Annotated in this window: 18 protein-coding genes; 13 read left to right on the top strand and 5 right to left on the bottom strand. The window is 63.2% G+C overall.

The window, feature by feature from the left end; all coding sequences use genetic code 11:
• Positions 1-112 precede the first annotated feature (112 nt).
• From folE to hisI, 3 genes are read left to right on the top strand one after another with little or no spacing between them, the layout of a single operon-like run.
• Complete coding sequence (gene folE / locus JI749_RS10415; protein ID WP_201653167.1) at positions 113-736, top strand: GTP cyclohydrolase I FolE; 624 nt, start codon at positions 113-115, stop codon at positions 734-736.
• Between the two features lie 49 nt (positions 737-785).
• Entirely contained in the window at positions 786-1,619 is an 834-nt protein-coding gene (locus JI749_RS10410) for an AraC family transcriptional regulator (protein WP_201653164.1), read from the top strand.
• Positions 1,620-1,659: 40 nt separating this feature from the next.
• Entirely contained in the window at positions 1,660-2,109 is a 450-nt protein-coding gene (hisI, locus tag JI749_RS10405) for a phosphoribosyl-AMP cyclohydrolase (protein WP_201653160.1), read from the top strand.
• 4 nt (positions 2,110-2,113) lie between these two features.
• Here the strand turns inward: hisI and JI749_RS10400 are convergent, their stop codons facing one another.
• On the bottom strand, positions 2,114-2,848 hold the full coding sequence (locus JI749_RS10400) for a rhomboid family intramembrane serine protease (RefSeq protein ID WP_201653157.1): 735 nt from the start codon (positions 2,846-2,848) through the stop codon (positions 2,114-2,116).
• Between the two features lie 181 nt (positions 2,849-3,029).
• Between JI749_RS10400 and JI749_RS10395 the strand changes: the two genes are divergently transcribed.
• From JI749_RS10395 to JI749_RS10380, 4 genes are all read left to right on the top strand, one after another.
• The gene (locus JI749_RS10395) at positions 3,030-3,683 is read left to right on the top strand and encodes a PAS domain-containing protein (RefSeq protein ID WP_201653154.1); all 654 of its coding nucleotides are present in this window, start codon (positions 3,030-3,032) and stop codon (positions 3,681-3,683) included.
• 128 nt (positions 3,684-3,811) lie between these two features.
• The gene (locus JI749_RS10390) at positions 3,812-4,444 is read left to right on the top strand and encodes a PilZ domain-containing protein (RefSeq protein ID WP_201653151.1); all 633 of its coding nucleotides are present in this window, start codon (positions 3,812-3,814) and stop codon (positions 4,442-4,444) included.
• 72 nt (positions 4,445-4,516) lie between these two features.
• The gene (locus tag JI749_RS10385; RefSeq protein ID WP_201653148.1) at positions 4,517-5,041 is read left to right on the top strand and encodes a hypothetical protein; all 525 of its coding nucleotides are present in this window, start codon (positions 4,517-4,519) and stop codon (positions 5,039-5,041) included.
• Between the two features lie 142 nt (positions 5,042-5,183).
• Positions 5,184-5,816, top strand: coding sequence for a transglutaminase-like cysteine peptidase (locus JI749_RS10380; protein WP_233280730.1), 633 nt, complete (start codon positions 5,184-5,186; stop codon positions 5,814-5,816).
• 265 nt (positions 5,817-6,081) lie between these two features.
• On the opposite strand, the gene JI749_RS10375 is transcribed toward JI749_RS10380, so the two are convergent.
• Entirely contained in the window at positions 6,082-6,402 is a 321-nt protein-coding gene (locus JI749_RS10375; RefSeq protein WP_201653145.1) for a DUF6949 family protein, read from the bottom strand.
• Between the two features lie 112 nt (positions 6,403-6,514).
• Between JI749_RS10375 and JI749_RS10370 the strand changes: the two genes are divergently transcribed.
• A complete protein-coding gene (locus JI749_RS10370) occupies positions 6,515-7,192 on the top strand; it encodes a hypothetical protein (RefSeq protein WP_201653142.1) in 678 nt (225 codons plus the stop codon).
• 53 nt (positions 7,193-7,245) lie between these two features.
• Here the strand turns inward: JI749_RS10370 and JI749_RS10365 are convergent, their stop codons facing one another.
• The 3 genes from JI749_RS10365 to JI749_RS10355 form a co-directional block, all read right to left on the bottom strand.
• Positions 7,246-7,464: a DUF3126 family protein gene (locus JI749_RS10365; RefSeq protein WP_201653139.1), complete on the bottom strand. Its 219-nt coding sequence runs from the start codon at positions 7,462-7,464 to the stop codon at positions 7,246-7,248.
• A gap of 131 nt (positions 7,465-7,595) precedes the next feature.
• Positions 7,596-8,450: a serine O-acetyltransferase gene (cysE, locus tag JI749_RS10360; protein WP_201653136.1), complete on the bottom strand. Its 855-nt coding sequence runs from the start codon at positions 8,448-8,450 to the stop codon at positions 7,596-7,598.
• Positions 8,451-8,541: 91 nt separating this feature from the next.
• The gene (locus JI749_RS10355) at positions 8,542-9,333 is read right to left on the bottom strand and encodes an alpha/beta fold hydrolase (RefSeq protein ID WP_407644909.1); all 792 of its coding nucleotides are present in this window, start codon (positions 9,331-9,333) and stop codon (positions 8,542-8,544) included.
• 114 nt (positions 9,334-9,447) lie between these two features.
• On the opposite strand from JI749_RS10355, the gene JI749_RS10350 reads away from it, so the two are divergent.
• The 5 genes from JI749_RS10350 (at position 9,448) to JI749_RS10330 (ending at position 13,117) form a co-directional block, all read left to right on the top strand.
• On the top strand, positions 9,448-9,693 hold the full coding sequence (locus JI749_RS10350) for a zinc-finger domain-containing protein (RefSeq protein WP_201653130.1): 246 nt from the start codon (positions 9,448-9,450) through the stop codon (positions 9,691-9,693).
• Between the two features lie 9 nt (positions 9,694-9,702).
• Entirely contained in the window at positions 9,703-10,896 is a 1,194-nt protein-coding gene (locus JI749_RS10345) for an FAD-dependent monooxygenase (protein ID WP_201653127.1), read from the top strand.
• 114 nt (positions 10,897-11,010) lie between these two features.
• On the top strand, positions 11,011-12,354 hold the full coding sequence (locus tag JI749_RS10340; protein WP_201653124.1) for a TCR/Tet family MFS transporter: 1,344 nt from the start codon (positions 11,011-11,013) through the stop codon (positions 12,352-12,354).
• Positions 12,332-12,814 (top strand): GNAT family N-acetyltransferase, encoded by a 483-nt coding sequence (locus tag JI749_RS10335; protein ID WP_201653121.1) that lies wholly within the window; start codon positions 12,332-12,334, stop codon positions 12,812-12,814. The genes JI749_RS10340 and JI749_RS10335 overlap by 23 nt, the downstream gene beginning before the upstream one ends.
• A gap of 54 nt (positions 12,815-12,868) precedes the next feature.
• The gene (locus JI749_RS10330; RefSeq protein WP_201653118.1) at positions 12,869-13,117 is read left to right on the top strand and encodes a DUF6894 family protein; all 249 of its coding nucleotides are present in this window, start codon (positions 12,869-12,871) and stop codon (positions 13,115-13,117) included.
• Positions 13,118-13,127: the final 10 nt, after the last annotated feature.

Below are 13,127 nucleotides of genomic sequence, written 5' to 3'. Positions count from 1 at the left end.
CCACTGGCTCCTATATAGGAGGTCCCAAGCGGGCTGTCAGGGTTGTGTCGCAATCGACGGTCCCCAAACGTCATGGTCTCGTGAGAATGGCCAGGCGGAAGGAGCCAACTGGATGGACGCGTTCACCAAGCCGATCGGCGGCACCGCCACTACTGCCGTTGCCTCGTTCACCCGCCCGACACAGGAAGAGGCCGAGGCAGCCGTCCGCACCTTGCTCGCCTGGGCCGGCGACGACCCGACCCGCGAAGGCCTGCTGGAAACACCCGGTCGCGTCACCCGCGCCTTTGGTGAGTTTTTCGCTGGCTACACGCAGAATCCAAAGGCGATCCTGTCCAAGACGTTCAAGGAAGTCGGCGGCTACGACGACATCGTCCTGGTCAAGGACATCCCATTCAGTTCGCATTGCGAGCACCACATGGTGCCATTTGTCGGCAAGGCGCATATTGCCTACCTGCCGCATGATGGCGTGGTCGGCCTCTCCAAGCTGGCGCGGCTGGTAGATGTCTTCGCCCGCCGCCTACAGACGCAGGAAAACCTGACGGCGCAGATCATCGACGCCATCAACGAGAATCTCGGGCCGCGTGGCGCCGCCGTCATGCTCGAGGCCGAGCACATGTGCATGTCCATGCGCGGCGTCCGCGCCCATGGCGCCACCACCGTCACCCACCGTTTCACCGGCGTCTTTGCCGAGGACCGGGTGGAACAGGACCGCTTCTTCGCCATGATCAAGCGCTGAGGCAAGCGCGATCAAGCGTCTCCGGCGCTAGGCTGCCATCGAGGTCGCCATGCAATTCATTGAACGCGCCATCTGGTTCATCGAGACCCGCTTCGCCGACGACATTACCCTGGACGACATAGCCAACATTGGCGGCGTGTCCCGCTTCCATCTGTCGCGCAGCTTCGGCACCATGACAGGCCAGTCTGTCATGACCTATGTGCGGGGCCGCCGGCTGACCCTGGCCGCACAAAAGCTGCTCGATGGTGCGCCCGATATTCTCTCGGTCGCCCTCGATGTCGGCTACGCCTCGCACGAAGCCTTTACCCGCGCCTTCCGTGACCATTTTGGCCAGACCCCCGAGCAGATGCGCGCCCACGGCATCGCCGATCCCGATCTGTTGGTCGCGCCGTTGCGGATCGACGAGACACTGCTGGCCGCCCTGCCCGAACCCCGCATCGTGGATGCTGCGCCGTTGCGCGTTGCCGGTTTTAGCGAGCGCTATACCTTTGCCACCAACGAGGGCATTCCCGCCCTCTGGCAGCGCTTCAGCCCCTATGTCGGCCACATGCCCGGACAGGTCGGCTCCACCACCTATGGCGTGGTCGCCGATTTCGAGGACGATTGCAGCTTCGGCTACCTTGCCGGAGTGGAGGTCTTGCCTACCGCCGACCTGGACGAAGGCATGGCCTATATCGATATTCCGGCCCAGCGCTACGCGGTCTTTGCCCATGAGGGCCACATCTCGACCATGCGCCGCACGGCCTATTCGATCTGGGCGCACTACTTCCCCACCAGCACGCTCATCCCCACCGGCGGCCCCAGTTTCGAGCGCTATGGCGCCGAGCACGATGCCCAAACCGGTCATGGCCTCGTCGAGGTCTGGGTACCCGTCGCGCGCTGAACGTCTGGATCAAGCACCTCCGGGGCGCTACAACCCTGCCATGACCCAGCTCTTCACCGATCCCGCACCGCTCACCCATGCCGAACTTGAAGAAGGCACCGCCTTCGCCCCCCGCTTCGATGCGGCAGGGCTCGTGACCGTCGTCACCATCGAGGCCGGCACCAACGAAGTGCTGATGCTGGCGCATATGAATGCCCAGGCCCTGGCGCTCACGCTGGAAACCGGCATCGCCCACTACTGGTCCCGCTCGCGCGGCAAGCTGTGGAAGAAGGGCGAAACTTCGGGCGAGCTGCAGGAAGTGGTCGAACTGCGCACCGATTGCGACCAGGACGCGATCGTCCTGGTGGTCAATCAGACCGGCCGCGGCGCCGCCTGCCATACCGGCCGCAAAAGCTGCTTCTACCGCCGCGCGGTGCTGGTCGATGGCAAGGCCAGATTGGAAGATCGCGGGCTGCCGAAGCTGTTTGATCCGGACGAAGTCTACGGCTAGTTGGCTAGCTCTTCCGCTCGAACAGGCCGACGACGAGCAGTCCAGCGAAGAACCCACCCAGATGCGATTGCCAGGCGACCGACATTTGCGTGCCGGTCACCAACGGCAGCAGCGGCACCGCCGCGTTGAGCAGGACCCAGATCAACACGAAGAACCGGGCACGGCTGTCGCGCCAGAGGTCGGCGAAGCTGGCCAGCCGGCGGCCCAGCACCATCCGCTCGCCCGTCTCGGGATGCTGCGCCACCATCACTGGCTGGAAGATGAAGCGCACCGCCGCTCCCGTCAGCCCCGCAACACCGCCCGATGCCCCGATCAGGTACGATCCCGAATAGAGCGTCGTCGCCGCGAACAGCGCGGCGCCGGCGGCGGCCGAGATGAAGAAGATCGCCATCATCGGCCCGGCCCCATAGCGCCGCGACACCGGCGTCGCGAAGATGGCGAACCAGGCGCAGTTGACCAGCACATGCTCCCAGCCTGCATGCAGCAGGGCGTGGCTGAACGGCGTCCAGATGAGCGGCACCGCCAGCGACAGGTCGTCCAGTCCCGCAATGATACGCAGCGGCTGGAACGCGAACCAGAAGACCAGTTGCATCTGGCCGTCCTGGTTAAGCACCAGGGTTGACGCCAGGTGAATGGCCACCAGGACCCCGATAATGGCCGTCACGTCGCCGGGCAACAGAAAGATCGGCTCACGCGCCTGCTGCTGCGGATTTGGGGGTGTCGGATCTTGTTCACTCATCACTTTGCTCCGACTCGCTGGCGCCCCGCCCGTTACGCTCTTCTTTTCCACATCGGGCAACGGACGTTAACCTTAACTATTCTTTAAGGGCGCTTTTGCCCCACGCTTTTGCCAATGTCCGGCCTGCGGCGGTCGCGTTCCCGGGGGAGCGCCCGATCGGACGTGGCGGGTCAGAGAAATCATGCAGAAGACGAGCACCAGGCAGCTTTACGACTACTGGAATTCCATCCGTGGCGCGCGCAGCGCTCCCGACCGCAAGGATATCGACCCCACGCGCATCCGCGACGCCCTTGCCAATACCTTCATTCTCGAACTTGATGAGAGCGAAAAGTTCTCCTTTCGCCTCGCCGGCAGTCATCTCTGCACCAGCTATTGCCGCGAACTCAAGGGCCGTTCTTTCTCCGCGCTCTGGCACGAACGCGACCATGACGCGATGGAGACCCTGCTCCGCGCCGTCACCGAAGACCATGCTGTCGCACTGGTGACGTTCCAGGGCAGCACGGCCATGCACACCAAGGTTACCTTCGAAACCATCCTGATGCCGCTGCGCCACAACGGCTCGACCCATACCCGCCTGCTCGGCGCCATGACGGCCCTGGACGAGCCGTACTGGCTGGGCGTACAGCCCATCCTCGAGCAGCGCATTACCGGCCTCCGCCTGATCTGGCCCGATGACGTGGCAATGCAGGATTCGGTGCGCGAAGTCTCGGCCAGCGTGGTCAACGATGGAGGTTTTGGCGGGGCTGCAGCCCCTGTTGCCATGCCCGCCGTTGTCTACGGCCGCACCGCCCGCCGCTACGCACATCTGGCAGTCATCGACGGCGGTCGTCAGTAAGCAATTTGCCACCGCGTGCAGCGCAATTTGTGCAGTATCCCGCTGCGCAACGCCGCCGATCAGAACACCTTGCGTTAACCAAGACGCGCTAGCTTGCCGTGGAACCATCAGCGTCCACGGTCCGGCGAATGCTCAGCGACGATCTCAACTCACCGCAGTTCATCGCCCCGTCGCGCACGCGCGCCGAGCCGAACAAGTTCCAGCGCGTGAAAGTATCCGTGCTCGGCCGCTATATGCTGGCCGACCGTCGCGAATTCCCGTGCCAGATCCTCGAAATGTCCCCCGGCGACGCACTGGTCATTGCCCCGGTTGCCGGTGAGGCGGGCGAGAAAGTCATCGCCTATGTCGATCTCGTCGGCCGCATCGAGGGCACGGTCCAGGCCTCTGTCGAGGGCGGTTTCCTCATGGACATCTCCGCTTCGCCGCGCAAGCGCGACAAGATGGCCGCGCAACTGACCTGGCTGGCCAATAAGGACGTCCTCAACCTGCCCGAGGATCGCCGGCACGAACGCGTCGTGCCCGATATCCGGCACTCCACCGTCGTGCTCGACGATGGCCGCCGCTACAACTGCAAAATCATCGATATCTCGCTCTCCGGCGCCGCCGTGGAGCTCGATGTGCGTCCAGCCATGGGCACCCCGGTCACCCTGGGTCGCATGCGCGCGCGCGTCGTCCGCCATTTCCAGAACGGGGTCGCCGTCGAATTTGCCTCGGCCCAGGAAATGTTGACGGTCATCCAGCAAAATCTCCGCATGAACTGATTGCAGTCAGGGCAAGCCCGCCCCGCGCTCTTGTGAATTCTCCTGCGCTTTCGACGGCGTTATGATGGTTTCATGACAGCAATGCTCCGTGCTTCCAGCCTGGCCACCTTGGCCGCCACCCTGCTCTCCTTTGGCTCATCGCATGGCGCCTTCGCCGATGGCCGCGGCGATTGGGATGGCTACGCCTGGCAGCAGGTGCATGTTGCCGACTGCGTTCCCACGGGCGACGTGTTGCAATGCCCGGCCTATCACCAGAAGTGGGACTGGAAGCGCAATCAGTGGGTGGACATGTCCATCCAGCTTGACCTGGCCAGGGGCGAACTCAGCCTGACACAGACTTTGACCGACCTCGATCCGCGCGACGACGACTATGTTTGTGTCACGGCACTGGCCGTCGCCGAGGATGGCCACAACATCGTTGCGCACCACCAGAACTGGCATATGTCACCGGGAACCGAGGAAACAAAGTCCTTCGTCTATTCCTCGACGGCCCTGGACCAGGTAGCCGTCATCCATATCGGCTCCAAGCAATGCCGTCAGGGTGCGGGGCAGGACGATGCTCTCTATGCCCAGGTGCTCGCCGGAATCCACTCCTGAGCCGGCGACGCCAAGACCCTGGCGCGTATGGTAAATTTTGCCGGAATCAGATCGATAAAACACGCATAAAAACTGCGTGGTAGTTTTCGGATCGGCCTAAGCCGCCCGCCTTAGCGTGGTCTCCATCAGGGAGATCACACAAATGCATGCCAACAAGAAAGGACTGGGAGCCGCGCTCATGGCCGCCATCATGGCGCTTGCCGCGACCGTCAGTCCGACCCAGGCACTCGACACCACCAACGTCGCCTTCGTGCAGACGGCCGGTGGCACGACCAGCATCCCGGTGGGCCACGCCGAGTTCTGCAAGAGCCGCCCGGACGAATGCCGCGCCTATGCTCACCCCGTCGAATTCGTGTCGCTGAACGAGGGCCTGTGGCAGCAGCTGCTGTCGATCAATGCCGGCGTGAACCTGGCCGTGACCCCGGTTACCGACCAGGACCTCTATCAGGTCGCCGAATTCTGGACCTATCCAAACGGTTTCGGCGACTGCGAGGACTATGCCCTGGCCAAGCGCCGTGAACTGATCAATGCCGGCTGGCCCGCCTCGACGCTGCTGATGGCCGTGGTCAAGCAAGCCAATGGCGAAGGCCATGCCGTCCTGATGGTGCGGACCGATCGCGGCGACCTCGTCCTCGACAACCAGGTCGGCTCGGTCGATCTGTGGAGCCAGACCCCCTACAAGTTCATCAAGCGCCAGTCGCAGGCCAATGCCGGCCAGTGGGTCGACATGATCGATACGCGCGACGTCGTCACCGCCACCGCCGCCATCAACTAGCACCAGTGAGACACGACGGAGTAGTGAGACTGAGACGAGGCTGAGCCGAAAACGGCGGGCCTCGAGAACCGGAGCGGAGCGTACTTAAGTACGTGAGCACCGGAAGCGCAGAGGCCCGCGGTTTACAGGCCAGCATCGTCTCAGTATCGCTTCTCCGAGAGTTCCGGACCCCGCCCAAAGCCTATCCCTGATAGGGGTCTGATGAATGAGGCCAGCTTCGCAACCGAAGCTGGCCTCATTGTTTTGTAACCGCGGACAAAGTCGCTCAGAAACGGGTCACCACATAGATTCCCAGGAACAGCAGGCCTGTGATGAACGCCCAGCTGAAGGCGACGACCGCTGAAACCAGCGCTGACGTCGTCGAGAGCGCGCCGCCCTCATCCTGCCGCCAGCCCATCTGCAGCATGATGTAGGGGCCGCATATGAAACTCATGGCAAGATTGCCCAGCGAATTGACGAAGGTCTTGCCGTCATAACGCAGCATGGCCTGCTGCTTGGCGAGCCACTGGTAGAGATGGGTGCCGGCCCCGGCGACGCACAGGCCCGTGGCAATACAAAACGCCGCCGTCAGCAATTCCTTGGTCATCCAGATCCGTCCCCGCCGCCAACGCCCAGGCGTCAATGTTAACCCTTCATTAAGCATATTGCCGGCCCAATGCGCTGTCACGTCCCCATGGGTAAACTGGTTAATGCTGGAGATGAGTTCGCAATCGGCTCCGGCCACCCGCCAGGCCGGCCAGTCCTCGCTGGCCTATAACCTCGCCGGTATTGCCGTTCTGGTGTTGTTGCTTGCGGTGGGAGCCGCCTACCTGATCGACGAGTTGGGACGGACCAGCCGGGTCCCTGCCCCATCGCTGGACGATTCCGAGCCGATCACGCAGACCATTTCGGGGCGGGAGCTTTCCATTCCCACCCACTGGTTCCGCTATGGCGAGCAGATCCGCAATGGCTTCACCAACCAGATCGACCTGCGCATCCTCTATGCGCCCGAGGGTGTGGAAACGCCCCTGCCCATGGACATCACCCTGCTGCCACGCAGTCGCGCCCGTGCCAGTTCTCGGCTGCTCGACGGCGTCTATCTGCATCAGTTTGCCGATCAGACGTTGAGTGGCGTGCCTGGGCTCGTTGGCAAGCCGATGCTCTCAACCAATGGCTATGCGGGCGAAAGCGTCTGGTACGACGCGCTGTCGCCCGATCCGTTCGTCGCCAAATGTGTGGACCCGGTTTCCGTCGGCGGCCAGGCCCAATGCGTCCGCACGGTCTATCTGCCAAGCGGCATCGCAGCCATCTACACGTTCGATGCCGAGGCGCTGCAGTCCTGGCGCCAGTTCGACACCGAAATGGAACGCTGGCTGAGCCATATCGGCGCCTGGTGATCGCTCAACGCAGGCTCCAAACAATAACCCCCGCTTTCGCGGGGGCAATTCATTCAACCGACTTCGTCTAGGTCGATATCCAGGATCGACATGTTGAAGATGTAGGACTTGTCCCCGTCCTCATCATCCACATGGATAAGCCCGATCGATTCATCGCCGATGAACACCTCGACGGAATCGTTGAGCTTGGCGCGTGGCCGCACGTCGATGTTCCTGTTGTTGAACTTCACTTGCAGGAACTTCTGCAGCTTGATGATTTCAGGGTGGTTCACTGTCGGTGTCCTGCTGATTTGCGTTGAGGCGGCAATCTAGTCACCGTTGCAACGCTTACAACCCCTGAACGGTGGCATTTTAGCGGTGACAAGCCTTGCTCCGACCTTGCCGGATGGCACAATCCGCCGGATCACGAAGCGCTGGAAATGGCCTCGGCCGGCGCGGAATGGTCATACACCAGCACCATCTGATCCATTACCAGCGCAGGCTGTGCACATCCGGCCGCCCCGATGACTTTGGCCGGAACGCCGGCAACGGTAACCCTTGGTGGAACTTCCTTGAGCACGACCGAACCGGCGCCGATGCGCGAGCAGTCGCCGATAATGATATTGCCCAGGACCTTCGCCCCCGCTCCGATCAGCACGCCATTGCCGATCTTGGGATGGCGGTCCTGGTCAGACTTGCCGGTGCCGCCCAGCGTCACGTTCTGCAGCATCGAGACGTTGTCGCCCACCGTGGCCGTCTCGCCGATGACCAGGCCCGTGCCATGGTCGAGCATGATGCCCTTGCCCATGGGCACGGCGGGGTTGATGTCGACCTGGAAAACCTGGCTCGAACGGCTCTGCAGGTAGAGTGCGAAATCGCGGCGTCCTGCCTTGAACAGCGCATGGGCGAACCGATGCGTCTGGATCGCCTGGTAACCCTTGAAGAACAACAAGGGCTCGACGGCCCGGTGGCAGGCGGGATCGCGCTCCAGCGTAGCGGCAAGATCCACGCGCGCATATTCGCCGATCTCGGGCGCATCGACCAGGGTTTCGGCAAAGGCCTGGCGGATCAGGTCCGCCGAAACGTCGTCATGATCCAGGCGCGCGGCGAGGCGGTGCGCCAGTGCCTGTTCAAAAGTGTCGTGGTTGAGAATCGCCGAAATAGCCATGTTCGACAGCGAAGGCTCTGCAGCCACGATCTGCCGCGCGCCGGCGCGCACGGCTTCCCATACCGGGTCCATCGACTTGATCTCCGCCGATTTTCTGACGCTGGTAGGCATGGGGTCGGCTCCGTTCCATCGAGAAATACCGATATACGCCGTTCCGTGCTCCAACACAAAGCCCGGACGCATGATTTGGTTCACAATCGGCTCACTCAGGAAATGTCCTGCTCAGGAACTCCAGCGCCGCAGTTTTGAACGCCTTGTCGCCCGTAGCCCGCATATGGTCGCGCTTGGGAATGACAAAGGCTTCACCTTCTGGCAGCAGCTCGGCCAAAGGTCCCGGCGGACCGGCCATCTCGTCCGCTTCTCCCACGGCAACCAGTACCGGGACATTGATCCGCCGCACGTCGGCCCTGGCCATGGGCTGGCGCGAGGTTTCCATGCAGGCCGCCAGAGCTTGCCGATCGGCACCCGTGTGGTCGGCAAAAATCCGGAACTGCCGCGCAGTCGGATGAGTCAGCCCCGCCAGGTCGGGCGCCAGGAGGCCTGAAATGATGTCATTGCCATCACTCAGGCCATTGATCAGGTTCATCCCCATGCCGCCGAAGATGGCGCAGGCGACGCGCTGCTCGTACTCATAGGCCATGAAGGCGCTGATCCGCGCACCCATCGAATAGCCGAGCACGGCCGCCCGCTCGATTCCCAGATGATCGAGCAGCGCCACGGCATCCCGTGCCATGTCCTGGGGATAATACCGGTCTGGGTCATAAGGCTTGTCCGAGCGTCCATGCCCGCGGTTGTCGAGTGTGATCGCGCGGTACCCGGCCCCGACCAGGGTCTCGACCCAACCGGTGTCGATCCAGTTCACCTTTCCACTCGAGGCAAATCCGTGGATGCACAGGACCGGTTTGCCGTCCCCCGCCACGTCGAAAGCGAGGGTCAAACCGTCGGACTGGAATGTGGGCACAGCGAGATCCTGTTGCTTGCAGGCAAAGGCCAAGAAATCTGCAAGAAGAGCAGCAGCATTTCCTGCGGCATGCTGCCGGGGCATGAACCCTTTTCTTCACCCCGTGCTTGGCATATGGTCCGGCCAAATCAAACAGGTTTTCTCCTCATGGCACACGGCACCACGCCCCATTTCCACAACACCGAAGGGCTTCGCCAGATCGAAGTCGGGTCCAAGGAATTCCAGTGCGTCGGCGCCCTGCCGCCTTTCGACCACCCTCATATCTACCTCGACATGGGCAAGGACAACGAGATCGTTTGCCCTTATTGTTCAACGCATTACGTGTTTAACTCCAAGCTGGCAGCCGGCACCGCCAACCCGCTCTCCGCCATTTTCCACGCCGACGCCGCCTAAGCGCGGGCCATGCCCGGCAGCGGTCGCACCTACTATGTCGCCGGCGCGGGAATCACCGGTCTGACGCTGGCTCTGGCGCTTGCCAAGTTCGGCGCCACGGTGGTGGTGCTGGAACGCAACGAGGGCATCTCGGAATTTGGCGCGGGCCTGCAGATCAGCCCTAACGCACGAAAAATCCTCAACAATCTGGGCCTGGACGAGGCACTGTCTGCCTGTAGCCTGGAGCCCGCGGGCATCGACCTCTACCCATGGCGCCGCGCCAACCCGCTGGTGACGCTCGAATTGGGTGCCGTCATGCGGCAGCGCTTCGGCGCCCCCTACGCCGTGATGCACCGCGCCGACCTCGCGGACGCGCTCTATATGGCGTGCCGGCGCTTCGCCAATATCGACATCCTGTTCGGAGTCCGCGGCTGGGACGTCGTCTCCCATGCGCGCGGGGTCACCGTCTCCATCGATGAGGCCAGTGGACAGTCGCGCACGGTCCGCGGGCATGCCTTTATCGGCGCCGACGGCGTCCACTCCCGCACACGCACCGAAATTCTCGGCGGCCCGCCGGCACGACACCAGCACCGCGTCGCATGGCGCACCCTGCTGCCCTTCGATTCGGTAGCCAGCCAGATCGCCCTCGACCGCGTCTCGGTGCTCTTCGCTCCGAATTACCACCTGGTCTGCTATCCCTTGCCGCACCGACAGCAGGTCAATCTGGCTCTGTTTGCCAAGGTTCCCAAGGGCCAGACCGAGTTTGGCGGAACACCAGCCTTGCCCAATGCGCTCCGGCCGTATCCGCGGCTCGATGTGCTGCTGGCTGCCGCCGGCGATAGCTGGACCGCTTGGCCGCTTTCGACTGTCGAGACGAAGCAATGGCATGCCGGCAATATCGGCATCGCTGGCGACGCTGCCCATGCCATGGTGCCATTCCAGGCCCAAGGTGCCGCCATGGGCATCGAGGACGCGGCCGCTCTGGCTCCACTGCTGATCGCCGAAGCCAATGCCGAAACTGCCTTCGAGAAGTACGAACTGGCACGCCGCGCGCGCGTCACGCGCGTGGCTCGAACGTCCGCTGGCAATGGCCGCATCTTCCACTTGCCATGGCCCCTGAGCGCGGCGCGCAATACCGTGATTGGCCTGCAAGGGAGCCGAGGGCACTTGCGCCGCCTCGCCTGGCTCTACGGCCACGAAATCGCCGGTTCCGATGCGCATTAACGGCGCGGTGGTGGAACTTTGCCGCGCCCTTCGGCCTTGCTTTGGCAGCCCCGCCTGTGTCAACTGCGCGGCACGACAGAGGCCGGTCCGGAATCCAGAGGTTAGCGCCCAAGCATGCAAGCAGCGACCCGCTCACGCCTGACCCTCGCCTGCATCCTGGTGACGATCCTGCTCGATATGATCGGTGTCGGCATCATCGTGCCGGTCCTGCCCGAACTGCTCGAAGACCTGACCGGCGGTAGCGTCGCCAACGCCGCTGTGATCGGCGGCTATCTGGTGTTCACCTACGCCTTCATGCAGTTCGTGTTTTCGCCGGTGCTCGGCAATCTCTCCGATCGTTTCGGCCGCCGGCCAATCCTGCTGGCATCGCTGCTGGGCCTGACCTTCGACTACCTGATGATGTCGATCGCCCCGGTGGTCTGGTATCTGTTCATCGGCCGCATTATCGCCGGCTGCGCCGGAGCGGCGGTGGCAACCGCAACGGCCTACATGGCCGACATCACGCCGCCGCATAAGCGCACCCACCGGTTCGGCCTCATCGGCGCGGCCTTCGGCCTGGGCTTCATCATCGGCCCGGTGATCGGTGGCGAGCTTGGCGAGTTCGGGCCGCGCGTGCCCTTCTATGCCGCAGCCGGTCTTGCCTTCGCCAACTTCTTGTTCGGCCTGCTCGTGCTGCCGGAAAGCCTGCCCAAGGCGTCGCGCCGCAAGTTCGATATCCGCCGGGCCAATCCATTCGGCGCGGTCCTGGCGCTCAAGCAATATCCGGTCGTGCTCTGGCTGCTGGCCGTGCTCTTCGCCTTCTCGCTCGCGGCGCAGGCCTTGCCCACCGTGTTCAGCTACTTCACCGTCGAGGTGTTCCGCTTCACCTCGTCCAATATCGGCCGCGCCCTGGGCGCCTTCGGCATTGGCTTTGCCATTTGCCAGGCCTTCCTCGTGGGCCCTCTGGTCAAGCGGCTCGGGGAACCGCCAGTGGCTATCCTGGGGCTCCTTGCCGCTATCGCGGCCTTTGCGGGTGTCGCGTTCAGCGACGATGTTTTCTACCTCTACGTCTTCATCATGATCGGAGCGGTCAGCGGTCTTGCAGCGCCCGCCATCAATGGCGTGCTGTCGCGCCAGGTGCCCGACAATGCTCAGGGTGAACTGCAGGGTGCCGTGAACGCTGCGAACTCACTGGCCACCATTATCGGCCCTCTGGCAGCCACGCAGATTTTCTCCTACTTCACAAGCGCTGCCGACTCGCCCGGCTATTTCCCCGGTGCCCCGTTTCTGGCGGCGGCCATCTGCGTCATCGCCGCCTTGCTGCTGTTCTCCTTCGCAGCCTTTCGCTTCGAATTGGGCCACCGGCCATCGATCGCCAACCGACCCCAGGTGCCAGACATGCCGCCACCCGGGCAAATCCGCGTTCCTCCTATTGATGACGACGCCGAAGATTCCGATGCAAATCCGCCGCGCCACTGACGCCGACTGGCCCTATCTCTGGACGATCATCGAACCCATCATGCGCGAAGGCGAGACCTTCGCCCTTCCCCGTGACGGCGACCAAGAGGTGGCCCGCGCCTATTTCGCGTCGCCCGAAAAGGTCAACTTCATCGCCGAGGACCAAGGCGAAATACTCGGCGCGAGCTACATCCGCGCCAACCAGCAGGGCGGCGGCAGCCATATCGCCAATTGCGGCTACATGACCGCGCCGGCCGCAAGGGGGCGCGGCATTGCCAAGGCCCTTTGCGCCCATTCGATCGACTACTGCCGCGCAGATGGCTTCCAGGGCATTCAGTTCAATTTCGTCGTTTCCACCAACGAACCGGCGGTTCATCTCTGGCAAAGCTTCGGGTTTGAGATTCTCGCCCGCCTGCCCAAGGCCTTCGACCATCCCCGACTTGGGCTGGTCGACGCGCTTCTGATGTTCAAACCGCTCTGACCGTGGAACGAACGGCTCGCCTTCCCGTTCGCTCGACAGATAGCGGAGGCCATCATGCCAAGATTCTTTTTCAACCATCTTAGTCCGGACGGACAACGCGCCCTCGACATCGACGGGCTCCCATTGGACTCGCTGAACAGCGCGCTCGATGAGGCGACCTTCGCCGCGCAGGGCGCGGTAGCCCTTGCCGACGCTCCCACGCGGGGCGAAATCGAGATCGAAGACGAGGGGCGCGTCGTGGTGGCGCGCGTCCCTTACCGCGTCAGCGCCGAGGAAGAGCCGGGCCCGTCTGACGCCGGCTAGCGCTGGCGGG

The sequence above is a fragment of the Devosia oryziradicis genome, assembly GCF_016698645.1.
GTDB lineage: Bacteria > Pseudomonadota > Alphaproteobacteria > Rhizobiales > Devosiaceae > Devosia > Devosia oryziradicis.
The sequence above is the reverse complement of the archived record's forward strand: the minus strand, read 5'-3'. Positions and strand labels throughout refer to the sequence as shown.

What these genes read in the sequence shown, in the direction of transcription:
- JI749_RS10345 (WP_201653127.1), top strand. Translation starts at nt 9,703, where the DNA reads ATGCCCGGCAGCGGTCGCACCTACTATGTCGCCGGCGCGGGAATCACC.
- JI749_RS10380 (WP_233280730.1), top strand. Translation starts at nt 5,184, where the DNA reads ATGCATGCCAACAAGAAAGGACTGGGAGCCGCGCTCATGGCCGCCATC.
- JI749_RS10390 (WP_201653151.1), top strand. Translation starts at nt 3,812, where the DNA reads ATGCTCAGCGACGATCTCAACTCACCGCAGTTCATCGCCCCGTCGCGC.
- JI749_RS10410 (WP_201653164.1), top strand. Translation starts at nt 786, where the DNA reads ATGCAATTCATTGAACGCGCCATCTGGTTCATCGAGACCCGCTTCGCC.
- JI749_RS10350 (WP_201653130.1), top strand. Translation starts at nt 9,448, where the DNA reads ATGGCACACGGCACCACGCCCCATTTCCACAACACCGAAGGGCTTCGC.
- JI749_RS10395 (WP_201653154.1), top strand. Translation starts at nt 3,030, where the DNA reads ATGCAGAAGACGAGCACCAGGCAGCTTTACGACTACTGGAATTCCATC.
- JI749_RS10375 (WP_201653145.1), bottom strand. Translation starts at nt 6,402, where the DNA reads ATGACCAAGGAATTGCTGACGGCGGCGTTTTGTATTGCCACGGGCCTG.
- JI749_RS10340 (WP_201653124.1), top strand. Translation starts at nt 11,011, where the DNA reads ATGCAAGCAGCGACCCGCTCACGCCTGACCCTCGCCTGCATCCTGGTG.
- JI749_RS10370 (WP_201653142.1), top strand. Translation starts at nt 6,515, where the DNA reads ATGAGTTCGCAATCGGCTCCGGCCACCCGCCAGGCCGGCCAGTCCTCG.
- JI749_RS10385 (WP_201653148.1), top strand. Translation starts at nt 4,517, where the DNA reads ATGACAGCAATGCTCCGTGCTTCCAGCCTGGCCACCTTGGCCGCCACC.
- JI749_RS10330 (WP_201653118.1), top strand. Translation starts at nt 12,869, where the DNA reads ATGCCAAGATTCTTTTTCAACCATCTTAGTCCGGACGGACAACGCGCC.
- JI749_RS10400 (WP_201653157.1), bottom strand. Translation starts at nt 2,848, where the DNA reads ATGAGTGAACAAGATCCGACACCCCCAAATCCGCAGCAGCAGGCGCGT.
- hisI (WP_201653160.1), top strand. Translation starts at nt 1,660, where the DNA reads ATGACCCAGCTCTTCACCGATCCCGCACCGCTCACCCATGCCGAACTT.
- JI749_RS10335 (WP_201653121.1), top strand. Translation starts at nt 12,332, where the DNA reads ATGCAAATCCGCCGCGCCACTGACGCCGACTGGCCCTATCTCTGGACG.
- cysE (WP_201653136.1), bottom strand. Translation starts at nt 8,450, where the DNA reads ATGCCTACCAGCGTCAGAAAATCGGCGGAGATCAAGTCGATGGACCCG.
- folE (WP_201653167.1), top strand. Translation starts at nt 113, where the DNA reads ATGGACGCGTTCACCAAGCCGATCGGCGGCACCGCCACTACTGCCGTT.